General features: G+C 62.7%; 25 protein-coding genes and 1 pseudogene. 9 read left to right on the forward strand and 17 right to left on the reverse strand.

The genetic code is table 11. The annotated features are described in order from the left end of the window. Window positions 1–45: 45 nt before the first annotated feature. From NKI19_RS07915 to NKI19_RS07930, 4 genes are all read right to left on the reverse strand, one after another. Entirely contained in the window at window positions 46–804 is a 759-nt protein-coding gene (locus NKI19_RS07915; RefSeq protein ID WP_352476629.1) for a F0F1 ATP synthase subunit A, read from the reverse strand. A gap of 70 nt (window positions 805–874) precedes the next feature. Continuing rightward, on the reverse strand, window positions 875–1,273 hold the full coding sequence (locus NKI19_RS07920; protein ID WP_023716852.1) for an AtpZ/AtpI family protein: 399 nt from the start codon (window positions 1,271–1,273) through the stop codon (window positions 875–877). 255 nt (window positions 1,274–1,528) lie between these two features. Next, a complete protein-coding gene (locus NKI19_RS07925; protein ID WP_352489562.1) occupies window positions 1,529–2,713 on the reverse strand; it encodes a cell wall hydrolase in 1,185 nt (394 codons plus the stop codon). A 107-nt stretch (window positions 2,714–2,820) separates the two neighbouring features. After that, the gene (locus tag NKI19_RS07930) at window positions 2,821–4,140 is read right to left on the reverse strand and encodes an MFS transporter (protein WP_352564759.1); all 1,320 of its coding nucleotides are present in this window, start codon (window positions 4,138–4,140) and stop codon (window positions 2,821–2,823) included. 120 nt (window positions 4,141–4,260) lie between these two features. Here NKI19_RS07930 and NKI19_RS07935 point away from each other — a divergent pair, with 120 nt between their 5' ends. Further along, a complete protein-coding gene (locus tag NKI19_RS07935) occupies window positions 4,261–5,172 on the forward strand; it encodes a LysR substrate-binding domain-containing protein (protein ID WP_352564761.1) in 912 nt (303 codons plus the stop codon). A gap of 229 nt (window positions 5,173–5,401) precedes the next feature. Here NKI19_RS07935 and NKI19_RS07940 read toward each other — a convergent pair. The 7 genes and pseudogenes from NKI19_RS07940 to NKI19_RS07970 form a co-directional block, all read right to left on the reverse strand. After that, window positions 5,402–5,632: pseudogene (locus NKI19_RS07940) on the reverse strand (ribosome biogenesis GTPase Der); the annotation flags it as partial. Window positions 5,633–5,671: 39 nt separating this feature from the next. Then, a complete protein-coding gene (locus NKI19_RS07945) occupies window positions 5,672–6,562 on the reverse strand; it encodes an SDR family NAD(P)-dependent oxidoreductase (protein ID WP_352489559.1) in 891 nt (296 codons plus the stop codon). Next, entirely contained in the window at window positions 6,559–7,338 is a 780-nt protein-coding gene (locus NKI19_RS07950) for a hypothetical protein (protein ID WP_352489558.1), read from the reverse strand. Before NKI19_RS07950 ends, NKI19_RS07945 begins: the two co-directional genes overlap by 4 nt. Before the next feature lie 11 nt (window positions 7,339–7,349). Further along, entirely contained in the window at window positions 7,350–7,937 is a 588-nt protein-coding gene (locus tag NKI19_RS07955; protein ID WP_352489749.1) for a protein-S-isoprenylcysteine O-methyltransferase, read from the reverse strand. Between the two features lie 200 nt (window positions 7,938–8,137). Further along, window positions 8,138–8,710, reverse strand: coding sequence for a hypothetical protein (locus NKI19_RS07960; protein ID WP_352489557.1), 573 nt, complete (start codon window positions 8,708–8,710; stop codon window positions 8,138–8,140). A gap of 148 nt (window positions 8,711–8,858) precedes the next feature. Beyond that, window positions 8,859–8,993: an ABC transporter gene (locus NKI19_RS07965; protein ID WP_352489556.1), complete on the reverse strand. Its 135-nt coding sequence runs from the start codon at window positions 8,991–8,993 to the stop codon at window positions 8,859–8,861. A gap of 199 nt (window positions 8,994–9,192) precedes the next feature. Continuing rightward, entirely contained in the window at window positions 9,193–9,765 is a 573-nt protein-coding gene (locus tag NKI19_RS07970; protein ID WP_352489555.1) for a L,D-transpeptidase, read from the reverse strand. 188 nt (window positions 9,766–9,953) lie between these two features. Between NKI19_RS07970 and NKI19_RS07975 the strand changes: the two genes are divergently transcribed. Both NKI19_RS07975 and NKI19_RS07980 read left to right on the forward strand, forming a co-directional pair. After that, a complete protein-coding gene (locus tag NKI19_RS07975; RefSeq protein ID WP_352489554.1) occupies window positions 9,954–10,709 on the forward strand; it encodes an SDR family NAD(P)-dependent oxidoreductase in 756 nt (251 codons plus the stop codon). Window positions 10,710–10,750: 41 nt separating this feature from the next. Beyond that, entirely contained in the window at window positions 10,751–10,933 is a 183-nt protein-coding gene (locus NKI19_RS07980; protein ID WP_352489553.1) for a hypothetical protein, read from the forward strand. Window positions 10,934–10,963: 30 nt separating this feature from the next. Here the strand turns inward: NKI19_RS07980 and der are convergent, their stop codons facing one another. Together der and NKI19_RS07990 are read right to left on the reverse strand one after the other, a co-directional pair. Further along, the gene (gene der / locus NKI19_RS07985; protein ID WP_352489552.1) at window positions 10,964–12,397 is read right to left on the reverse strand and encodes a ribosome biogenesis GTPase Der; all 1,434 of its coding nucleotides are present in this window, start codon (window positions 12,395–12,397) and stop codon (window positions 10,964–10,966) included. 6 nt (window positions 12,398–12,403) lie between these two features. Then, window positions 12,404–13,069: a tetratricopeptide repeat protein gene (locus NKI19_RS07990; RefSeq protein ID WP_023674063.1), complete on the reverse strand. Its 666-nt coding sequence runs from the start codon at window positions 13,067–13,069 to the stop codon at window positions 12,404–12,406. Window positions 13,070–13,273: 204 nt separating this feature from the next. Here NKI19_RS07990 and NKI19_RS07995 point away from each other — a divergent pair, with 204 nt between their 5' ends. Beyond that, a complete protein-coding gene (locus NKI19_RS07995) occupies window positions 13,274–14,266 on the forward strand; it encodes a polysaccharide deacetylase family protein (RefSeq protein WP_352489748.1) in 993 nt (330 codons plus the stop codon). A gap of 26 nt (window positions 14,267–14,292) precedes the next feature. On the opposite strand, the gene sbmA is transcribed toward NKI19_RS07995, so the two are convergent. The 3 genes from sbmA to NKI19_RS08010 form a co-directional block, all read right to left on the reverse strand. Continuing rightward, window positions 14,293–15,570, reverse strand: a complete 1,278-nt coding sequence (sbmA, locus tag NKI19_RS08000) for a peptide antibiotic transporter SbmA (RefSeq protein WP_352489551.1) — start codon at window positions 15,568–15,570, stop codon at window positions 14,293–14,295. Window positions 15,571–15,685: 115 nt separating this feature from the next. Then, complete coding sequence (locus tag NKI19_RS08005; RefSeq protein ID WP_352489550.1) at window positions 15,686–16,840, reverse strand: YbfB/YjiJ family MFS transporter; 1,155 nt, start codon at window positions 16,838–16,840, stop codon at window positions 15,686–15,688. A 123-nt stretch (window positions 16,841–16,963) separates the two neighbouring features. Then, window positions 16,964–17,167, reverse strand: coding sequence for a hypothetical protein (locus tag NKI19_RS08010; protein ID WP_352489549.1), 204 nt, complete (start codon window positions 17,165–17,167; stop codon window positions 16,964–16,966). 97 nt (window positions 17,168–17,264) lie between these two features. Here NKI19_RS08010 and NKI19_RS08015 point away from each other — a divergent pair, with 97 nt between their 5' ends. The 3 genes from NKI19_RS08015 (at window position 17,265) to NKI19_RS08025 (ending at window position 19,931) form a co-directional block, all read left to right on the forward strand. Further along, entirely contained in the window at window positions 17,265–18,179 is a 915-nt protein-coding gene (locus NKI19_RS08015; RefSeq protein WP_352489548.1) for a LysR substrate-binding domain-containing protein, read from the forward strand. A gap of 81 nt (window positions 18,180–18,260) precedes the next feature. Beyond that, entirely contained in the window at window positions 18,261–19,517 is a 1,257-nt protein-coding gene (locus NKI19_RS08020) for an aminopeptidase (RefSeq protein WP_352489547.1), read from the forward strand. Between the two features lie 57 nt (window positions 19,518–19,574). After that, complete coding sequence (locus NKI19_RS08025) at window positions 19,575–19,931, forward strand: DUF488 domain-containing protein (RefSeq protein ID WP_352489546.1); 357 nt, start codon at window positions 19,575–19,577, stop codon at window positions 19,929–19,931. Between the two features lie 191 nt (window positions 19,932–20,122). Here NKI19_RS08025 and NKI19_RS08030 read toward each other — a convergent pair whose 3' ends face one another. After that, entirely contained in the window at window positions 20,123–20,464 is a 342-nt protein-coding gene (locus NKI19_RS08030; RefSeq protein WP_352489545.1) for an ArsC family reductase, read from the reverse strand. A gap of 184 nt (window positions 20,465–20,648) precedes the next feature. On the opposite strand from NKI19_RS08030, the gene NKI19_RS08035 reads away from it, so the two are divergent. Together NKI19_RS08035 and NKI19_RS08040 are read left to right on the forward strand one after the other, a co-directional pair. Next, window positions 20,649–20,999 carry an ArsR/SmtB family transcription factor gene (locus tag NKI19_RS08035; RefSeq protein WP_352489544.1) on the forward strand — a complete coding sequence of 117 codons (351 nt, stop codon included), beginning with the start codon at window positions 20,649–20,651 and terminating at the stop codon, window positions 20,997–20,999. After that, window positions 20,996–21,481, forward strand: a complete 486-nt coding sequence (locus NKI19_RS08040; RefSeq protein WP_502899250.1) for an SRPBCC family protein — start codon at window positions 20,996–20,998, stop codon at window positions 21,479–21,481. The genes NKI19_RS08035 and NKI19_RS08040 overlap by 4 nt, the downstream gene beginning before the upstream one ends. Window positions 21,482–21,580: the final 99 nt, after the last annotated feature.

A 21,580-nucleotide genomic window follows, 5' to 3' on the forward strand; every position in this document is an offset into this window, starting at 1 on the left:
AAAATTCCGTTGCGATTCCATCCGGCGGCAATGCCGGAAACCTTGTCAGTGCCCGGGATGCAGGGCGTCGTTGAGATACATGCAGGTCAGCACGGCAAAGACGTAGGCCTGCAGGAACGCGACCAGCAGCTCCAGCGCCGTCAGCGCCACGGCCATCGCCAGCGGCAGAACCGAGCCCGCCACGCCGACCGCGCCGAGCGCGCTCAGGCTGACGACAAAGCCCGAGAACACTTTCAGCGTAATGTGACCGGCGAGCATGTTGGCGAACAGACGAACCGAGAGGCTGACCGGACGCGAGACGAAGGAAATCACCTCGATCAGCACCACCAGCGGCAACAGGTAGACCGGCACGCCATGCGGGACGAACAGCTTCAGGAAGCCAAGGCCGTGCTTGGTGAAGCCGTAGACGACGACCGTTCCGATCACCAGCGCAGCGAGGCCGAAGGTGACGATGATGTGGCTGGTGACGGTGAAGAAATACGGGAACAGGCCAAGCAGGTTGGCGACAAGCACGAACATGAACAGCGAGAACACGAAGGGGAAGAACTTCATGCCCTGCGTGCCCGCGGCGTCCCTCAGCATATTGCCGACAAATTCGTAGGCCATTTCCGAGACCGACTGAAGGCGGCCCGGAACCAGGCTGCGGCTCGACGTGCTGAGGTAGAGAAACGCCGCTGCGACAGCAACCGTCGCAAGCATGAACAGAGCCGAATTGGTGAAAGACAGGTCGTAGCCGCCGATGTGAATCGGAATGATCGGATGGATCTGGAACTGGTGGATCGGATCGACCTTGTCAGCAGCCACTTTAAATCCCCATCAAAGCCGCAGACGGCTTCAGTATCCTGTTCAATGCGCCGGCATGCGGCGCCTCAATTCATTCTTTCGGATCGCGCGGCTTGTCGCCCGTTCCGAATTCCGACACAAGCCCGGCTGAACGCAGGACATTGAGCACGCCGGCGCCAAAACCCAGCAGCAGCCCGACTATCAGACCCCATGGCGATGTCCCCGCCACGCGATCGATAAACCAGCCGAGAGCCGCGCCGACCACTATCCCGGCGATGAACTCGCTGGACAGCTTGAGGGCCTGGCCGTACCCGGCCACACTGCCCGCTTTCGCGTCGTCTTTCCCCTCGAGCCGATCCGGCCGCCTTGTCGCAAGCGATGCTTCAAGGTCGCGCCGGCGGCGCTCAAGATCGTCGTCGCGGATGTCGGCTTCATGCTGCTTGCCGCGGCCGGTTTTGCCGGTTCCGTCTGGCCCATTCTTGTCGGCCACGCAACCCCCCTGCCCGGTCAGACCGTCACCGTCCGTCCGCTTCTTAAAGTCGCCGGCAACATAGTTAGAGGGTCCGCGCCCGTCAAGCCACGGGCGGACGTTCAAGCTCAAGTATTTTTTCGTTATAAATCAGCTACTTGCCCGGGTGCGACATCGTGCCCGACACAGTCTCTGGCGGGCCGTGGCCGAATCCCCGCGGCGATGGGTCTTCGATCGGCCGCTCTCGCGGGAAAGACGCAAGCGCTGCCCGAGCACTCAGCTCCAGCCGCCGCCATAGGTGCGGTAGAAGATGTGCAGACCGATCCTGGTCATTTTCTGCATCGTCCGCGCCCAGCCCGGATGGACGTAGTTGGCGTAATAATGGGTCGACGAGCCGACTTCCGGAATGAAGATCTTGCCGGCTGTGACGGCCATGGCGACATCCTGGGCGGTCTGATAGGCGGCGGGGTTGTCGATGCGCTTCTTCCTGCCGTCGCAGGCGAAGGAAAACTGGCAGCGGTTGAACCAGTTGTCGTTCTGGTAGACGACGCCGCAGATCGAGCTGGGATAGGCGGGGTTGCGGACGCGGTTGAGGATGACCTGGGCGACGGCGGCCTGGCCGCGTACGGATTCGCCGCGCGCCTCGAAATAGATGCCCTTGGCGAGGCAGGCCTGCTCCGGCTTGGAAAAGACGCTCGCCGGCAGGGGCGTCTGCATCCACGAATGATCGCCCTTGCTCAGCGGCGGGATGAAGCGGCCATCGTTCGGGTCCTCGTCCTGCAGCAAGGCCTCGAAAGGCGACGCCTGTGCGTAATCGGGAGCGGACGATGCATAGGCGGTCGCCAGCACGTCGGGATGATCGTTGTTGACCAGCGCGGCAAGCATCGCCGGCACGCCGGGATCCGGCTTCTTGTCGACGCGCGCGTGGAAGGCGGCGGCGATCTGGATTTCCTTGCCTTTGATCTCGGGCTTGGCGAAGGCCATCCTCAGGCCGCTGTCCATGCTTGGGCGGAGCAGCGAAGAGGTGCGCTCGAAGATCGAGCCGGCGTTGAAGTTCTTCGGCGGCGAGACGGGCGAGACCTGGATGATGCGGCCCTTCTTGTCGGCCCGCATGATGCGGTCCTCGTCCGGCGTCGTGCCGGCGATGCTGCCCTTGCCGCGAAACGAAACGGCGCCGATGCCGGGCAGTTGGACACCCGAGCCGGAGAGCGAGCCGGTGCTGCTTGAATCGAGGAAGGGCATTTCGGCGGCGTGAACCGAGCCGGCGACGGATTTCTCGACATAGGCGTTCCAGCGGACGCTCGGCGCCTCCAGGCCGGAGACCAAGCTGGTCATGTCCTGATAGGCAACGACACTCGGAAAGCCGATCCAGATACCAAGGCCAACAACGAGCGGAGACAGGAACGAACGCTTTTTCTCACCGGCGGCGGCGACAAGCCGCGTCAAAACACGTCGATGCACGGAACTCTCCAGAAACGCGACGGACCCCACTGGAGAGCTACAATGATGCATTAACCTTGATGGGGCGTTAACAGCTTAGAACGTTGTTTTCCCATCTCGTGTCGAAGTCAGGCGCTTTTGCGGCCATCAATTGACGGAAGAAAGATCGGCCAGGCGACCAGCGCGCAAATAGCCGCACCCAGCCAGACGCCTGCCCACGAGCAGAGGACGAGCAGCCCAGGAATGGCGATCGGCACCAGGAAGAAGGCGATGAAAACCAGACTGTTGGCGAGGCCGAGCGCCGTTCCGGCCTGGCTCGCGCCGGCTAGCGTCGCAAGCTCGGTGTAGGCGACGCCGTGCCAGGAGGAGACGCAGATGCCGGCCACGACCAGCACCGCAACGATTACCGGCGAAAGCATCGGCGCTTGGCCTGACAAGAATTGGGCCGAAAACAGGACGAGCGCCGCAAGCACGGTGAAGGCGGCCACGCTCAGCGCGCTGCACAGACGCAGGAACGGCCGGCGGTTGCCGTGACGATCGGTGTAGCGGCCGCTCCAGACGCGCATGACCATGGCGCCGACCTGCACGGCAGCGAGGCTGGCGCTGATCACGGCTGTTCCCATGCCGGCGAAATCATGGAGGAAGACGGAAGCAAATGTAAGCACCGCCACCTGCGGAAAGCACAGCAGGCCGATGGCTGTTGCGATGCGCCAGACGGCCGGGTTGCGCAGCGGCGCCGGGCCGGCCGGCTTTGCCGTGCTGGCCGAATTGGCATCGTCATGCGCCGGTGGCTGATGCAGCCAGCGCCAGGCGAGCGAGGTCGAGAGGGCGGATGCAGCCGCCAGAAGTCCGAAGACCGCCGTGAAGCCATGGGCTGAAGCAAGCGACGGCAGCACGAGCGCGCCAAGCCCGCCGCCAAGCGGCACCGCCGTCTGCCTGATGCTCATGGCAAAGCCGCGCTCGCCTTCCCCGAACCAGGCCATGATGGCGCGGCCGCTGGAGCCGTTGACGCTGCCGCCCAGCAATCCGGTGACCAGCAGGGCAGCGGCGAGAAGCGCGATGCCGGGAATGTGGTCTGGTGACGGCACAATCAGCGCGGCCATGACAAGCAGCCAAACCGCGGTTGCGCCGAGCCCTGTCAGCAGCACGCGGCGGTCGCCCCAGCGATCGGTCAGCAGCCCCCACGGCAATTCGCTCAGCGCCACGCCCAGGCCGAGAAGGCCAAGCGCCAGGCCGAGTTCGCCATTGGAGAGATGGTAGCCCGAGCGCAGGAACACCGCCGTCGCCGGAATGCCGGAGAAGGTTGCGGAAAAGCACGCATTGGCGGCGACGCCGATGCCCAGCACCTTCCAGCGATGGTTGGCTCGACGTGCCGCCGCTTCCGACGGGGCGGCAACGGCGCCCGGGCGAAGCGGTTTGCAATCTGCTCGTGTGGCGACAGCGGACATGGTTCAGCTCCTGCATGGGTCGGCCGCATTCGGTCTTGACGCGCTGTCTCTACCGCCATAGCTTCGTACTGAATATCAGGAAGTTTTTGACGTAATGTCCCAAATATCAGGATTATTGCCATGCGACGCGTGACTTTCGATCTCGACGTCCTGCGCAGCTTCGTCACCGGCATGGAGCTGGGCAGCTTCGCCAAGGCCGCCGACCGGCTCGGCCGCTCGACCTCGGCCATCAGTGCGCAATTGAAGAAGCTGGAGGAGCAGGCGGCGACGCCGATCTTCCGCAAATCGGGGCGCGGCCTGGCGCTGACGGACGCGGGCGAGACCATGCTCGGCTACGCGCGGCGACTGATCGAGCTCAATGACGAGGCCGCCTCCGCCATCCACGATGTCGAGCTGGAGGGTTGGGTGCGGCTTGGGCTGCAGGAGGATTTCGGCGAGGCGGTGCTGCCGGAGGTGCTCGGGCGCTTCGCCCGCGCCCATCCCAAGGTCAAGATCGAGGCCAGGATCGCACGCAGCCATGAGCTTGCCGAACGGATCATTTCGGGCAACCTCGATATCGCGCTTGCCTGGCACAATGGCGCGACGCTGCCCTACAGCCGGCATGTCGCCGACGTCCAGATGCGCTGGGTCGGCCCGGCAGAACAGATCGAGACCAGTCTGCGCGATGGCGAGCCGTTGCCGCTGGTGGCGCTCGAAGCGCCGTGCCTGCTGCGCAGCGTGGCGACTGAAACGCTGGACCGCGCCGGCCTGGCATGGCGGATGGCCTTCTCCAGCCCAAGCCTTGGCGGCATCTGGGCAGCCGTTGCCGCCGGGCTCGGATTGACGATCCGCACCGATATCGGCCTGCCGGCCAGCGTCAGGGCGATGACGCCGGAGATCGCCGGGCTGCCCGCCTTGCCCAAGATGGCGCTGTTCCTGCATCGCAAGGAGGCCGAGCCCGACCCGGTGGCGGCGCGGCTTGGCGACATCCTGCTGCAGGCAGCGCTGGAAGCGTTGCCGGGCGATGCGGATGGTCTGAGGAAAGCGGCTTAGCGCAGACGAGCGCTGGCGATCCCTCGCGCCCCCCTCTGTCCTGCCGGACATCTCCCCCACGAGGACCCCACGAGGGGGAGATTAGCAGCTTCGCCGTCCCACCCGTCTTTCGGCGCTGGAGATTGGCTAAAGCGGAGAGGACGGCCAATCTCCCCCCAAGTGGGGGAGATGCCCGGCAGGGCAGAGGGGGGCGCTGTCCCGCCGACGTCTCGCAAGGTTCCGCGATGATCTAGCGGCGCTTCTTCGCCTTGCCGGCGAACGGGTTGTCCGAGGTGCGCAAGGCGATGCGGATCGGCACGCCGGGCATGTCGAAAGCCTCGCGCAGGCTGTTCGACAGATAGCGGACGTAGGATTGCGGCATCGCATCGGGGCGTGAACAGGAGACGACGAAGCCGGGCGGCCGCGTCTTGGCCTGCGTGACATATTTGATCTTCAGCCGACGCCCGTCATCGGCGAGCGGTCTCTTGCTTCAATGAGGTTTTTCGGTGGCGTGCTGCGGTCAGGGGCTAATTCCCCGAGGGCCCCGGCGTAGCTGAATCTGGCGGGTACCGCAGCATTTCTTGAACTTCATACCTGAACCGCAAGGACATTGATCATTGCCGCCGCGTTGTAGCCGGCCTACCAGGGGCAGCAGCGCTGCGGAAGGCAGGAGCGCTGCCGCAAGGGCAGCCAACTTGGCCGAGATTCCCGGTACGACGAGGCGACGACCGGATTTGAACCCTCGCCACGCCCGTTCGGCCACATACTCCGGATCCACCTTGGGCAAGATGTTGAAGAGCACCGTCTGATTGGCGCCTGACCTTGCGAGAAACTCCGTCGACACCGGGCCTGGTGCAACGCATGTGACCGTCACACCGGTTCGGCGCAATTCCTGGTGAAGCGCCTCTGAGAAGAAGCGCACGAAAGCTTTGCTAGCGAAGTACAGAGCCATATAAGGCCCGGGAACGAACCCGGCCACGGAACTGAGATTGAGCACCCCGCCCCGTCGGCGCGCCACCATTTCCGGCAGAAAATGGAGGGTCAGTTCTGTGAGGGAATGTATGTTGAGATCGATGATGCCCAGTTGACCATCAATAGGCAGCGCCGTCGTCGCGCCCCGCAGGCCATAGCCGGCGCTGTTGACCAGGACATCACAGACCAGGCCGTGTGCGGACAGGAAGCCCTCCAGGCGCGTTGGCGCATCGCCTGCCACGAGATCCAACTCCAGCGTGAATGCCTCGCCACCCCTCTCCCGAACCTCAGACGCCGCAGCGGCCAAACCCTCGGGCGAGCGGGCAACCAGCACAACCGCACCGCGCTCCTGTGCAGCGACGCTCGCAATCGCCCGGCCAATTCCACCCGAGCCGCCAATCACGACGACGGCTGGCCGGAATTCACCATGCGAAATCACGTCGCGTTCCTCTGTCTTGCAGGAGCGGAAACACCTTGACCGAGCAGCATCACTTCGTTGGCGACAGTGCCGTTCAGGATCTTTTCGAATCTCTCCAGTGCACGTGCGACGTTCGCTCCATCCATGACCCGGTGATCGTAGTGGATGCGGACATTCACCGATCCGTCTTTGCCGATCGGACCGTAGTTGAGAAGCGTGGTCAATGGTGTCAGCGGGTTGAGTGATTCCGCACCGAGACCAGAATAGACGGACAGTTGGAAGGTACCGAAGTAATTTGACCTTTGCCGGGCGATGTTCAACCCTAGCCACATAAGCAGCCACCTGACTGGCGCGGGCGCACCTGCCATCCGCAAGGCACGCCGGAACTCCGGGACCTCCAGGATCGGCCGTGATCGAGCCGCGTGGATGGATCCCTCAAGTTCCGTAATGGAGTAGCGCTCCGGGCGCTTGATGCAGCTCAGCAGAACGGCCGGCTCGCCATCATATTCGCGCTCGTGGGCAATCGAGGCTACGCTTGCCGGATACTCGTAAAGCTGCGGCCAGGGCAACTTGACATAGGCGCGCCGCAGCTCCGGCATCTCTAGGGCAAGAAGCGCATATCCTTTCAGGAAGATCGCGGTCCACGAGGGCCTGGTCTGCTGCGCCATTCTAGCCCTTACGAGTGGGCCGAGGTTCATCTGACGCTGCACCGCGACCCGTGGCACGCCGATCGAAAACCTCATCAGATCGCCAACAAGGCGCCGGGGCGCGGAAAGCTTGAGGGCTCGGCCTCGCATCAAACGTACCTCTAATAAAGATAAGGGAATATTCGCTTGGTCTTTTCCATATAGGCACGGTATTGCGGGCCGAAATTCTCCAGCATCATACGCTCTTCCTCGTCCACTCTCAGCAGGAAAAGGACTGCGAACCCAATCAAACCCGATATGCCCGCAACCCAGTTCGGCAGCAGAAAGAGCTGGCCGAGGCCCATGAGCAGGAACGAGGTATACATCGGGTGGCGGACCAAAGCGTATGGTCCGGCGCAGATGAGTTCATGCCGTTCGCGGATCTCCAGCGTAATCGACCAGTTACGGCCAAGTTCCTTGTGGGACCTGCGAAAAACCCATAGCGCGGAGCAGAAGATGATTGTGCCGAGAGCCACGGCCCACGCGCTGGCCGGGTGGTCAGCCGCTGCGGGCATGCCGGTGACAACATAGAAGGCAGGCAGGATTGCGAGGCCAAACAGAGCAGATGCAAGCCCGACGATGTCGGAACGTGAGCGGTAGCCAGTTACAATTCGCACGCGCCTTGCCCGGCGCTCGAAGGGATACCGGATCACGTACCAAGCAACGATGCCGATCACCCAGATGACCTCGCCAAGTGAGGCTGCCGCAATGCTCACTTCAGGTCACCAGCGCCCTTTCTGCGATCGCGACTGTAGCAGCTGCCCCTGAGTATGGCCACTTCACCCATCGCCTCGATTTCGTCACCGGCCGACCTTCAGGCGCAGCGATCCTCTCCGAGTTAGTCCGCAGACGCGAAAGCCGGAGGGGCAGTACCGATCGCATTCGGTCCCATTCATCCCTCGAATCTTGGTTATGTATTCATCTCCCGAAGCTCGGTTATGAATTGTTGCGGCCGGAGCTGAATGGCGGGAGTCTTATATCCCATGGAACGCGCGATGTCAGCCACGAAGCCGTTGCAGTTCAAGACCGTCGCCTGCCAGACATGCGAGCTCGCCTGCAGCTTGCGGATGTAGGCAACGACTTTGTCGTATTCGGCCCGGGTCAATATGATTTGCCAGCTTGCGGATCTGTATGGTTCTTCCAGATCACCGTCGCTCCACCCGGTTTCGGCTGGCACCGGCACGACATGGCCCAGAACATAGGGAACCGCACTGTTCGAAGCCGGGTGAAGGCCGGCGACTTGGGGATCGATCATTCTCCCGGCCCGGTCCAGGCGCCCAAAAACTGCGTAGGTGTGGCCGTAGCTTAGCGCGTAGCGGGAGCGGAATTCGATGAAGTACCGCCCGTCCTTGTTTTGAGGCGCAGCTCCGCCATCGGCAGAAGATACGAAATTCGGCTGGGGCGGCAGATCTTTCGTCTGACATGCCGCTGCCGGGAGGGCCACCAACGCCACAAGCAAGAGACGGCTATTTACAAGCGTCATTGGCGCGTCCATTCCCGAACTTCACAAAGCACAGACCTAATAACAGCCTATGCCCGCCAACCGCGCCGTAGGCTATGAAGCCGGCCAAAGCCCCGGCTGCGTATGTATGGGGAAGGGCTTGGCACCCCTTCCCCATACAAGCCGGTCCTTACTTAATCACTGGTTCCTCTACCGGAGCGGGGGCCGGAGCCTTACCCTTTCCTTTGCCGATCATGCCATTCGCGCAGCCGCTCAGGCTGGCAACGGCGAGCACAGCAACCATTGCAATCAATATCCTGTTCATCAAGCAATCCTTTCCCCGGGGACGGAATAGCCTATAGAATCGCCACAACTAAAACGATATGCAGCGCCACCAAGTTAGCTGCGATCTACACCAACGCCTAGTGCAGAAATGACACAGTTGGCACCCGGTTGCTGGCGGTACCTTTGCGGTGACGTGCTGGCAGGGTTCACCATCCAACGGAGATCAGGCCTGCCCACCATCAAACAACCACCACCGTCGTGCCCAAAGGAGTACGGTCGTAGAGGTCAATGACGTCGTCATTTATCATACGGATGCACCCGTTCGATACCGCTGTGCCTATCGTCCATGGCTCGTTTGTACCATGTATCCGGAAGTGGGTGTCGCGCCCGTCTTGATAGAGATAAAGGGCACGCGCACCAAGCGGGTTGTTTGGTCCGCCAGGGACCCCCCCTGCATACTGCACCAGGCGCGGCTTGCGCTGCATCATGCTGGCGGTGGGTGTCCACGACGGCCAGTCCGCCTTGCGGCCGACGGTCGCTGTACCCTTGAACGAAAGTCCCTGCTCGCCGACGCCAACGCCGTAGCGCGTCGCCCACCCGTCCGTCTCGACGGCATAGAGAAAACGTTGCGAAGTATCGACGACGATCGTTCCGGCCGGCTCGTTTCCGTCGTACCGCACATGCTGCCGTCGGTAACGAGGATTCAGGCCACGCCTTGGTCCGAACGCGGATGAAATCGACGTACATCCGGAGACCATCAGAGCCAGACTACCCAGCACGAGCCCCCGGCGCGCAATGTGGTGTTCTTCCATTTGTACCTGCTAGGAAACTGGTCATCTACCGCCGCCCTCGTCTCTACCATTCCAAGGGCTGCGGGCCAAGTCTCGCTGTGTGGTGGCAAAATGAATTCACAGGATTGACAAGCGAACTGAAGCGAAACTTCTTGCGACAACCAGCTGCCTCTGTTCGGGTATGTCAAAATGGGCATAGGACAGAGACGATGAAGCCTGACTTCCATGGTAAAGTCGCGATTGTGACCGGCGCAGGCTCCGGAATAGGGGCGGCTGTTTCACGGCAACTCGCGCAAGAAGGAGCCGAGGTTGTTGTCGCCGACCTTGATGCCGAGGCAGCGCACTGCAGAGCCGCAGAAATAAGCTCGCAAGGCGGCAGGGCCTACGACTTTGCGGTAGATGTCACGGATGCGGCAGCCGTGGAAAAGCTGATCGAGTTCACTGTCCAGAAATGCGGCGGACTGGATATGGCGGTAAACAATGCAGGTATCGACGGCGTTCGAAAAGCAACGGCAGACTATCCGCTCGACAACTGGCACAAGCTGATAAACGTCAATCTAAATGGCGTTTTCTACAGCATGAAGTACGAAATCGCCGCGATGCTGCATCGAGGCGGAGGCGCCATCGTGAACATATCCTCCGTTCTCGGTTCCGTCGGCTTGCCAACTGCGTCCGCTTACACGGCAGCGAAACACGGGGTCGTCGGATTAACCAAGGTTGCGGCGATTGAATATGCGAGGATGGGCATCCGGATCAATGTCGTCGGCCCCGGCTGGATCGAAACGCCTCTTTTATCGGAGCAAATGGAGGCATTAGCCAGCCGGCGCATGGCGGGTCTTCAGCCGATGGGCAGGCGCGGGAAACCGGAAGAGGTAGCGGCTCTTGTGTGCTTCCTGTTGTCCGACCAGGCCAGCTTTATCACTGGGAGCTACCATCTGGTGGACGGAGCTTACACCGCCCATTAGTGCAGAGGCTGCCCCCACCCGCGCTGGCTACCGTCGGGGCGATGACGCCGCAGATCGCCGGGCTGCCGGCACTGCCTGAGATGGGGCTGTTCCGCATCGCAAGGAAGGCCGAGCCAGACCCGGTGGCGGCGCGACTTGCCGACATCCTGCTGCAGGTGGCGGTGGAATCGCCTACCCGAAAACGTGCAGGCGCTGCCCGTGAGCGAGCGGCCTGCGGAGCGTAGCGTGATGCCGGCGCCCAGAAGACGTGCAGCTCAGTGGCGCTTCTTCGCCCTGCCGGCGAACGGGTTGTCCGAGGTGCGCAAGGCGATGCGGATCGGCACGCCGGGCATGTCGAAAGCCTCGCGCAGGCTGTTCGAGAGATAGCGAACGTAGGATTGCGGCATCGCATCGGGGCGTGAGCAGGAGACGACGAAGCCCGGCGGCCGCGTCTTGGCCTGCGTGACATATTTGATCTTCAGCCTGCGCCCGGCGACGGCGGGCGGCGGATGATGCGCCAGGATGCCCTCCAGCCAGCGGTTGAGCTTGCCGGTCGAGACACGGCTGTTCCAAACTCGATGCGTCCTGATGACAGCATCCATCAGCTTGTCGAGGCCACGCCCGGTTTCGGCCGACACCGGCACCGCCTGCATGCCGCGCGCCTGCGGCAGAAGCCGCTCGGTTTTCTCGCGCAGCTCGGCCAGCAGCTCCTGGGGATGATCGACAAGGTCCCATTTGTTGAAGGCGATCACCGGGGCACGGCCCTCGCGGATGATCAGATCGGCGATCTGCAGATCCTGCTTCTCGAAGGGAATGGTCGCGTCGAGCACGATGATGACGATCTCGGCAAAGCGGATGGCGCGCAAGCCGTCCTGCACCGACATCACTTCGAGCTTTTCGTGGATCCTGGCCTTGCGGCGCATGCCGGCGGTATCGAACAGTTTTAGGCGGCGGCCATGCCAGTCCCAGTCGACCGAGATGGAATCGCGGGTAATGCCGGCCTCGGGGCCGGTCAACAGTCGCTCCTCGCCGATCAGCGCGTTGATCAGCGTCGACTTGCCGGCGTTGGGGCGGCCGACGACGGCGATACGCATCGGCTTGGTGTCGTCATAGCTCGGCTCGGCGTCAGGATCGGTGATGTCCTCGCCGATCAGCACCTCGCTGGCGGCGATCTCCTCCTCACCGGCCTCTTCGTCCTCACCGAAGGCGCGCGCCTCGCCAAGTGCTGCGATCACCGCGTCGCGCAGATCGGGCAGGCCCTGGCCGTGTTCGGCCGAGACCGGGATCGGCTCGCCAAGGCCGAGTTCCCAGGCCTCCAGCATGCCGCCCTGGGCGCCGCGCGCCTCGGCCTTGTTGGCAACGACAACAACCGGCTTGCCGGACTTGCGCACTATCTCGGCGAAGGTCTTGTCGTCGGGCATCAGCCCGGACTTGGCGTCGATCGTGAAAAAGATCAGGTCGGCTTCGCGGATGGCGATCTCGGTCTGGGCACGCATGCGGCCGGGCAATGTCGAGGCGGCCGCATCCTCGAAGCCGGCGGTGTCGATGACGTCGAAATGCAGGTCGTAGAGTTTTGCGGCATGGACGCGTCGATCGCGGGTGACGCCCGGCGTATCGTCGACAAGCGCCAGCTTCCTTCCCACCAGCCGATTGAAAAGGGTCGATTTGCCGACGTTAGGCCGGCCGATGATGGCGACTTTGAAGGTCATGGAATATCACGACACGCCGCCCGAGCCGCGGATCAGCTCGGACATCAACGTCGCCCGCTCGCGCGTGTTGCGCGGGGCGCCGTCATCCGCGGCGATCTGGTCGAACAGCTTCAATGCATCCGCCGCCTTGCCTTCCTTCCAGGCAGCAAGGCCAAGCGCTTCGCGCGCCGTATGGCGAAGCGTGTTGGTGTCGGCGGTGAGCGCCTCGACGCGGCTGGAGACATCGGCGAAAGAGCCGTGATCGACCAGAAGCAGAGCGGCCCTGAGGCGCGCCATGTCGCGAATGCCGGAGGGGATCTTGGTGTCGGCGGCGACCTCGTCGAAATCCTTGACGGCGGCGTCGACGTCGCCCTTGTCCGCCTTGACGGTTGCCGCGCGCATGCGGGCGAGCAGCGGATAGGCGCCGTAGCCGTCCTTCTCCAACGCCTCCAGAGCGGCAAGCGCCTCGTCGTTCTTGCCGTCATTGGCGAGCTTGAGCGCCTGCGAGAAGGCGTCGCCCGAGCGGTTGGCGCGGGTCTCGTCCCAATAGCGGTAGCCGACGACGGCAGCAGTGCCGAGCACCACCAGCACGGCCAGCACGAGCAAGGCGGGCCCGAAACGGTCCCACAGCGCATGCGCCTGGTCGCGACGAATCTCTTCGTTGACTTCGCGGATAAAACTGTCGTCCGACATGGATCAAAACCATTCATGCCCCGGCCGGGGCGGTTGATGAGCCCGCGTTTTAGCGAAATTTTGCCGGCATGGAAGGGGTTCGGCAGGAAAATCGCCTATTCACGAGGCAGTCGCCGCCAAAGGCGGCCGCACAGGTCGATCGTACCTGTGCCATATTTCGCCGGTAGGCGGTGCTTCTACGTTCCGCAATCCAGTCAGATGCCTTTGCCCCGTTTGTCCCGCGTTATTGCGTTTTCGATCGCGTCGCTTGCGGCGGGCACGGCTTTTGCCGACCCGCCGGCGGCGCCGGCAAAACCGAAACAGGTCGTCATCATCTCGTTCGACAGCGCCCGCGACATTTCGCAGTGGCAGCGCAGCCGGGCGCTGGCCGCGCGCACAGGTGCGCATTTCACCTATTTCGTCTCCTGCGTGTTTCTGCTGTCGCCCGAGACACGCAAGCAATACACCGCGCCAGGCAAGACAGAGGGCAAATCGAATATCGGCTTCGCCGCCTCCAGACAGGAAGTCGCCGACCGGCTCGAGCAGATCAACCTCGCCGCCTCGGAAGGCCACGATATCGGCAGCCATGGCTGCGGCCATTTCGACGGCAAGGACTGGAGCAAGGCCGACTGGCTGAGCGAGTTCGGCTCATTCAAGCGTATTCTCGAAAACGCCTATTCGATCAACGGCATTGCTCCTGAACCGAAGGGCTGGCGCGATTTCGCACGTAAATCGGTGGTCGGGTTTCGCGCGCCCTACCTGTCGGCAAACAAGGCGCTCTACGAGGCGCTGCCCGCGGCCGGCTTCCTGCTCGACGCAAGCGGCGTCTCGCGTGGGCCGGTCGAGCCGCCGACCGTCAAGGGCGTCACCCGCTTTTCGCTGCCGCAGATCCCGGAAGGGCCGAGCTCAAGGCGGGTGATCGCCATGGACTACAATCTCTATGTCAGGCATTCCGGCGGCTTCGAGCGGCCGAGCATGGCGGAAGAGTTCACTGAGCGGACCTATCAAGCCTTTCGCGCCGCCTTCGATGCGCAATACCATGGCAAGCGCATCCCGCTTGAGCTCGGCTTCCACTTCACGCTGATGAACGACGGCGCCTACTGGAACGCGCTGGAACGCTTTGCCGGCGAGGTCTGCGTGATGAAACAAGTCGAGTGTATCAGCTTTCGCGACTATGTTTCGCGGCGAGGCGAACGGCAGGCGGCGGTGGGCGGCTGAGCCCAAGTGATCGCCGCCCGCCATCATCAGCTTACCGGCTGGTCCTCAGGGCGCAAGCCGGCTTGCTCACGTTCCAGATAGCGCTGGTCGATTTCAGGCAGCGGTTCCCCTTCCAGCGTCGCCTCGAAGGCGCGCAGGCGCTTGTGCACCGACTGCAATTCAACGATGGTCGACCAGGATGTGAGCAGGAACTGGAGCGATCCGGTCACTCGGCCGAACGCGTTGGAAATCTGGCTAAACGCCCCGAAACTTATCTTATGAGCCACAAAGGACGGCCCCAGGATCAACATTGAGAAGATACCGTCGGCTTGCAGATAGGTGTAACGGACCACATTAAAATAGATATAGTGAAAATACAGTCTGAAGTAGTTGTGACGAACGTTGGCGAACAACTCCGAAGTGGTTGCCGGTTGGGCCCTGTCCGCATGATCCTCGCCGTAGACAAGTTCCTTGCGATAGGCAGCCTCGACACGTTGGTTGCGAAACTGCAACCCAGGCAGCTTCAGACCTGCAACCATGACCGAAATCGTTCCGAACAGGCACCAGGCAAGCGCGGCAAAGACCAATGGCTGCGGGATGGCACCGACGATCGGCAATTCGCTAATGTGGCTCTGCAGTTGAATCATCACCGGCAGGAATGCAATCAAGGTCATGATCGACTGGACAAAGCTGGAGCCCAGATCCTCCATGATCTGCGAGAACCGCATCGTATCTTCCTGGATACGCTGAGAGGCGCCTTCGATGTGGCGAAGCCTGCTCCAGTTCTCAATGAAGTAATTGTTCATCGCCGTTCGCCAGCGGAAAATCCAGTGACTGACAATGAAGGCGTTGACCACCTGCACGTTCATCCCGACCAGCGCAAGCCAAGCGAAACTGCCTAGCCCGGCATAAAACTCTCCGGCGGTCGACTTGATAGTCCCCGACATAAGTCCCTGGATATAGTCATAAAAAGGGCCGTACCAGGCGTTGACCGCTACACTGACCTGCACATTGAAGTAGATGAGGAACAGGATGACCGCGCTGATCAATATCGACCAGTTTTGCCACGGATGCGGTGCATACCAGCTCCAGAATGCATAGAAGACGGCAACGCAAAAAGCGAAATAGAGATAGAACCACAGAAACGGGTTCGACCAGAGTACGGTGATACCGATAATGGGCGGTGCATCAGCCGCAGCCGGCGGCAAGCCGAACACAGCGCCCAGCTGTTCGCCACCGAAAAACCAGAACAGGATAGCGGCAAGGCTCCAGACGGCTACCGAAGAGAAGAAGAGCTTCGGCTGCGGAAAAAACGATACAAACACTGTGGGAAAATCCTCGGTCGATGCGCAAATCAGCGGGTTCAGCGCGCATAAAGTCACACATTAGTGGGAAAGAAAATGCCCGCTACCCGACGCCCGGTGTCGAGCAAGACCATAATCATGGCGATTTTGGCGCAGCCGACCAGGCGATCGCACCCGAGGCCAGCAGGACGGCGGCGGCCACGATCGAGGCAAGGAAAAAGTTACCCGAGGCCTGCGCAAGCAGCCCGGCGACGATCGGGCCGATGATCTGGCCAAGGCCGAAGGCGGCAGTCATGATCGCCAGCATCCGACGTGGTGATTGCGGAGCAAGCTGCCTGCCCGTCTGCAGGCCAAGCGCGGTGATGGCGATGAAGGTGCCGCCGACGAGAAGGCCACCGAGCAGCGGCCCGGTGCGCCCGCCCATGACGACACTGGCGCTGACGCCGACTACCTCGACCAGGCACCCCAAGGCGTAGGTGGCATAGAGCCCGATCCTGGCCGCGAGCTTCTGCCACAGCCAGACCGAGGGAAAACCGGCAAGTCCCGTGACCATCCAGACCACCGCCTCGAAGACGCGGCCGCCGCCGCCCTGGCGGACGATGGCGACCAGGAACGTTGCCGTGACGATGTAGCCGAAGCCGAACAGGCCGTAGGCGATAATGATCTTCACCAGCGACCGGTTTTTCGGCAATGCCGGCTCGCTCCCTGTGGTGCTGTTCGCGGCCGAGGTGCCGCCGGCCAGCAAGGCGACGGCGGCAAAGCCGCAGGCCGAAATCACCGCGGACCACAGCCAGCCCGCGGCCCAGCCGGCATGTTCGGTGACGAGGAGCGCCAACAGCGCCGAGGACGCTGCGATGCCGAGGCCGACACCGCCGAAATACAGCGCCTGCAGGTCGTTTCGCCCGGCCGCGGCGAGATGACCGAAAACGATGCTGGTCATGAAGACCAGGACAAAGGCGCTTGCAACGCCGGCAAGAAAGCGGATGAGGAGAAAGGCGGGCATGGTGCCGGTCAGGCCCATCAGGCCGGCGAGGATTGCGGTGGCGGCAAGGCCGGCCAGCATCAGCTGGCGCTCGCGGCCTTGCGCCCAGCCGCCGGTGGCGGCAAGTGCGCCGACGAGGTAGCCGAGATAATTGGCCGATGCGATCCAGCCGGCATCAGCCGGCGACAGGCCGAGCTCTTCCATCATGCCGGGCAGGATCGGCGTATAGACGAAGCGGCCGATGCCCATGGCGACGGCCAGGGCAATCATGCCGGCGATTGCCAGGCGCAAGGGTGAAGCGATGTTCATCGCGGTGCACCATAGGTGCGCCTGCCGGTGAGACAATCCGCCTTTTGTTGGGCCAGAAGGGTTGCGCAGCCACGTCGGCGGCCGGCTCGCCTGAGGTGCCAAGCACGATCCTCGTTCAGGAACTCAGCCGCAGCAGGTCGATGCCGTCTCGAAGCGGGTACGACGCGCGGTCAGCCTGAACGGCATGTCGGCGAGTTCGCGCTCCGACATGGTGTCGAGCACCGGATGCGACAGCGGATCGGTCACCCAGCTGGTGGCCTCGCTGTCATGCCAGTGTGGCTGCGTTCCGATCGGGGAAAAGGCGCTGAGCCATGATAAAATCTTCATCAGGTTTGCCTCCTCACTCTGAGTAACCCACTTAGAATCCGGCATCCGGGAGTGTCTGGCAATTGAGATTTCAGCCGTTCGAGTTTAGAAAAACTGTATGGCTATGCTGAACCGCGTCCATCTCAACGGCTTGCGCGCCGTCGAAGCCGTCGCCCGCCTGGGCTCGCTCGCAGCGGCGGCCGGCGAGCTCAACGTCTCTGTCAGCGCCGTCAGCCAGCAGATCAACCGGACAGAAAAGCAGCTCGGCCGGGCGCTGTTCGAACGAACGCCAGCTGGCCTGGTGGCGACGGAGTTCGGCACGGTCTTTACCGCGCGGCTCAGCGCCGGATTTCGCGAGCTCGCACAGGCGGTAGCGCTTGCCGATGAAAGCTCGGAGTGCACGCTGGTGGTTTCGGTGGCGCCGGCTTTCGCCTCGAAATGGCTGCTGCCGCGGCTGTCGCGGCATTTTGCCCGGCATCCGAACGTGCTCCTGCGCATCGATGCCTCGGTGCGGCTTGCCGATCTCGATCGTTCGGACATCGACGTCGCCATCCGGCTCGGCGACGGCAAATGGCCCGGCGGGCGGGCCGAATTGCTGCTGGCGCAGGAGGTGTTTCCGGTCTGTGCACCGGTGATCGCCAGCAAGCTGAAATCGATCGAGGACCTTGCTTTGACCTGTGCGATCACCGACGAAAGATCGATGATCAGTTGGGAGAGCTGGTTCGAAGCGGCCGGGGTGAAGCCGGTCACCTTCATGAAAGGCGCGCGCTTCACCGATCCGATGCTGTGCCTGGAATCGGCGATTGCCGGGCACGGCGTCATGCTCGGCTGGCAGTTGCTAGCCGCCGACGCGCTGGCCGACGGCCGTCTCGTTGCGCCGTTCGGCATACGCGCCCAGAGCGGGCTCGGCTATTGGCTGGTGACCTCGGCCAGTAAGAGCGAAAGCCGCAAGGTCAGGGATTTCAAGATCTGGGTGCGCGAAGAGATCGAGGCGACGATGGCGCAGTTCAGGTCGCTCGAGAGTGCCAGCTAAGACTGCCGGCATCATCACGGTGGAAAGGTCGGTAGCGCCGGTCTATGTAAGAAACAGTCCCCAATCACGGCAGGCAGGATCATGACCACACATTCGCGCGGCGTTTCCGCAACCATCGACCCGGTGAAGCTCGACAGGCTGGCGGAGGTCGCCGTCAAGGTCGGGCTGCAATTGCAGCCGGGGCAGGATCTGGTGCTGACCTCGTCTATTGCAGCGCTGCCTTTGACGCGGCGGATCGTCGAGCACGCCTACAAGGCAGGTGCCGGCCTGGTGACGCCGATCTTCAACGACGACGAGATCACTCTGGCACGCTTCCGCTACGGCGCCGACGCCGGTTTCGACCGCGCCGCCGGCTGGCTCTATGAAGGCATGGCAAAAGCCTTCGCCAACAATGCGGCGAGGCTTGCCGTGCGCGGTGAGGATCCGTCGCTGCTTTCGGCGCAGGACCCGGCAAAGGTAGCGCGTGCCAACAAGGCGAATTCGATGGCCTACCAGCCGGCGCTGGAGAAGATCACCGGTTTCGACATCAACTGGAACATCGTCGCCTATCCCGATCAGGCCTGGGCCAAGCAGGTTTTCTCGGACGACGCCGAAGACGTCGCCGTGGCCAAGCTTGCCGACGCCATCTTTGCCGCCTCGCGGGTGGATGTCGAAGACCCGATCGGCAATTGGACGGCGCACAATGCGGCGTTGAAGAGCCGCACCGAATGGCTGAACGGCCACAATTTCCACGCACTGCATTTCACCGGCCCCGGCACCGACCTGACCGTCGGGCTGGCCGATGGCCACGAGTGGATGGGCGGCGCCTCGACCGCCAAGAACGGCATCACCTGCAACCCCAACATCCCGACCGAAGAGGTTTTCACCACGCCGCATGCAAGGCGCGTCGAGGGTCATGTCACCAGCACCAAGCCGCTGTCCTATCAGGGTACTCTGATCGACGGCATTGCGGTGCGTTTCGAGGCGGGCCGTATCGTCGAGGCCAAGGCCACGAAGGGCGAGGATGTGCTGCAAAAGGTGCTGGATACCGACGAAGGCTCGCGCCGTCTCGGCGAGGTGGCGCTGGTGCCGCATTCCTCGCCGATCGCAAAGAGCGGGCTCTTGTTTTTCAACACGCTGTTCGACGAGAACGCCGCCTGCCACATCGCGCTCGGCCAGTGCTATTCGAAGTGCTTCGTCGACGGGGCCTCGCTCAGCCAGGACGAGATCGCGGCGCGCGGCGGCAACAAGAGTTTCATCCACATCGACTGGATGATCGGCTCGGACAAGATCGACATAGACGGCGTCCATAAGGACGGCAGCCGCGTGCCGGTGATGCGCAAGGGCGAGTGGGTTTAGGCCGGGGATCTGTAAGCGAAAGCCGGCAAGCAGCGTCGCCTGCTGGCCCATGCGGAGTTGGCAATGGAGCTCGCGGTCAAGCGCATCTATGAGCCGCCGTCGCCCGATGACGGGCAGCGGGTGCTGTTGGATCGCATATGGCCGCGCGGCGTCCGCAAAGAGGACGCGGCACTGGCGCTATGGCTGAAGGACATCGCGCCAAGCGATGGGTTGCGCAAATGGTTCGGCCATGAGCCGGCGCGCTGGGCGGAGTTCCAGCGGCGATACCGCGATGAGCTCGACCGGAACGGCGAGGCGGTGGCGGAACTGCGCGCTCTGCTGGGCAAAGGCCGGGTGACGCTGCTCTACGGCGCCCATGACGAGGCCCACAATAATGCGGTGGCACTGGCGAGCTATTTGCGTGGGATCAATTAGTCACGCCGGCGGGACAGCGCCCCCCTCTGGCCTGCCGGCCATCTCCCCCTCTAGTGGGGAGATTGGATGTCACTTCGGCTTTCGCTGGTCTCCAACGAAGGGCGCTTTCGGCGAAGCTGCCAATCTCCCCACTTGAGGGGGAGATGTCCGGCAGGACAGAGGGGGGCGCGACGGATCGCGGCGGGTCGGTCCTATTTCCCACTCACCGCCTGCTGATAAACATCAGGCTTGAAGCCAACGAGAATCCTGTCGCCGATTTCCAGCACCGGTCGCTTTATCATCGTTGGTTTGGCCAGCATCAGCGCCTTGGCCTTGTTCTCGTCCAGGCCCAGTCTGTCCTCCTCCGACAGTTCACGGAACGTTGTGCTCGCCTTGTTGAGCAGGATTTCCCAGCCGACCTTGCCTGACCAGCCGTTCAGCCGATCCGCGTCAAGCCCGTCTGCCCTGTAGTCGTAAAAGCGATAGGCAACATCATGACTCGCCAGCCAGACACGCGCCTTCTTGACCGTATCGCAATTGGTGATGCCGTACATGGTGATCGTCAAAACGCGTCCTCGGACCAGTCGAATCTGACGGCACCCTAAAACCGCGCCTCTCGGTTTTCCAGCGGCCTCGCCGGGCATCTGCGATTTTCGCGCTTGCCAATAGTAAGGAATTTCCCTAAGTGTTTTCTAAGCCAACTCTGTCACGCGGAATGGCCGAGGCAAGGAAACGACCATGACGAGCCTGCAGACCGAAAGCCCCCAGCCGATCGACGGCGTTTTCCGGGCGCTCGCCGATCCGACCCGGCGACGCGTGGTCGAGCGACTGAACCGAAGCCCCGCCTCGGTCAGCGAGCTTGCGCAGCCGTTCGAGATGGCCCTGCCATCCTTCATCGAGCATCTCAGGGTTCTGGAAGGCTGCGGGCTGGTGCATTCGGAGAAGGCAGGCCGCGTCAGGACCTACCGGCTTGCGCCGGAGCCGCTAAAGCTCGCGGAAAACTGGCTGTCCGAGCAGCGTGCGCTGTGGGAGCGCCGTCTCGACCAGTTCGACGATTACGTGCTGAAACTCAAGGAGACAGACAGATGAATATGGTGCCGTTGTTCCAGCCCGATCCGAAGCTCGACCTCGTGCTCGAACGGACGATCGAGGCGCCACGGGAACTGCTGTGGACGGCCTTGACGAAGCCCGAGCATGTCCGACAATGGTTCACGCCGAAGCCGTGGATCATCACCGATTGCGAGATCGACCTGCGGCCCGGCGGCCTGTTCCGCACCCGCATGCAGTCGCCCGACGGCAAGGAGATCAACGACAGGCGTTGCTGCTACCTCGAGATCGTCCAGAACGAGCGGCTGGTGTGGACCGATGCGCTGCTGCCAGGCTACCGGCCGTCAGGCGATCCATTCATTACAGCGGTCATATCGCTGCAATCGCAGGGCGAGGCGACGCGCTACACCGCCACCGCCATCCACCGCGACGAAGCCACGCGCAACAGCCACGAGGAGATGGGCTTCTACGACGGCTGGGGCACGGTGGCGGATCAGTTGGCCGGCTACGTCAAGACGATCTGAGGCGACCCTGCTTCGCACTCACATTGCGGCCATGGAATCGTCATGGCCGTTCAAGCGAACGCCGGTGCCGAAGGCACCAACCATTGCAATAAACTCGAC

The organism is Mesorhizobium sp. M0751, assembly GCF_040320265.1.
Taxonomy (GTDB): Bacteria; Pseudomonadota; Alphaproteobacteria; order Rhizobiales; family Rhizobiaceae; genus Mesorhizobium.

Coding starts and splice junctions, on each gene's coding strand:
- NKI19_RS08010 (WP_352489549.1), bottom strand. CDS start 17,167: ATGAAGATTTTATCATGGCTCAGCGCCTTTTCCCCGATCGGAACGCAG.
- NKI19_RS08030 (WP_352489545.1), bottom strand. CDS start 20,464: ATGTACGGCATCACCAATTGCGATACGGTCAAGAAGGCGCGTGTCTGG.
- NKI19_RS07970 (WP_352489555.1), bottom strand. CDS start 9,765: ATGGAAGAACACCACATTGCGCGCCGGGGGCTCGTGCTGGGTAGTCTG.
- NKI19_RS07975 (WP_352489554.1), top strand. CDS start 9,954: ATGAAGCCTGACTTCCATGGTAAAGTCGCGATTGTGACCGGCGCAGGC.
- NKI19_RS08040 (WP_502899250.1), top strand. CDS start 20,996: ATGAATATGGTGCCGTTGTTCCAGCCCGATCCGAAGCTCGACCTCGTG.
- NKI19_RS07965 (WP_352489556.1), bottom strand. CDS start 8,993: ATGAACAGGATATTGATTGCAATGGTTGCTGTGCTCGCCGTTGCCAGC.
- NKI19_RS08005 (WP_352489550.1), bottom strand. CDS start 16,840: ATGAACATCGCTTCACCCTTGCGCCTGGCAATCGCCGGCATGATTGCC.
- NKI19_RS07935 (WP_352564761.1), top strand. CDS start 4,261: ATGCGACGCGTGACTTTCGATCTCGACGTCCTGCGCAGCTTCGTCACC.
- NKI19_RS07990 (WP_023674063.1), bottom strand. CDS start 13,069: ATGTCGGACGACAGTTTTATCCGCGAAGTCAACGAAGAGATTCGTCGC.
- der (WP_352489552.1), bottom strand. CDS start 12,397: ATGACCTTCAAAGTCGCCATCATCGGCCGGCCTAACGTCGGCAAATCG.
- NKI19_RS07930 (WP_352564759.1), bottom strand. CDS start 4,140: ATGTCCGCTGTCGCCACACGAGCAGATTGCAAACCGCTTCGCCCGGGC.
- NKI19_RS08020 (WP_352489547.1), top strand. CDS start 18,261: ATGACCACACATTCGCGCGGCGTTTCCGCAACCATCGACCCGGTGAAG.
- NKI19_RS07980 (WP_352489553.1), top strand. CDS start 10,751: ATGACGCCGCAGATCGCCGGGCTGCCGGCACTGCCTGAGATGGGGCTG.
- NKI19_RS08035 (WP_352489544.1), top strand. CDS start 20,649: ATGACGAGCCTGCAGACCGAAAGCCCCCAGCCGATCGACGGCGTTTTC.
- NKI19_RS07950 (WP_352489558.1), bottom strand. CDS start 7,338: ATGCGAGGCCGAGCCCTCAAGCTTTCCGCGCCCCGGCGCCTTGTTGGC.
- NKI19_RS08015 (WP_352489548.1), top strand. CDS start 17,265: ATGGCTATGCTGAACCGCGTCCATCTCAACGGCTTGCGCGCCGTCGAA.
- NKI19_RS07960 (WP_352489557.1), bottom strand. CDS start 8,710: ATGACGCTTGTAAATAGCCGTCTCTTGCTTGTGGCGTTGGTGGCCCTC.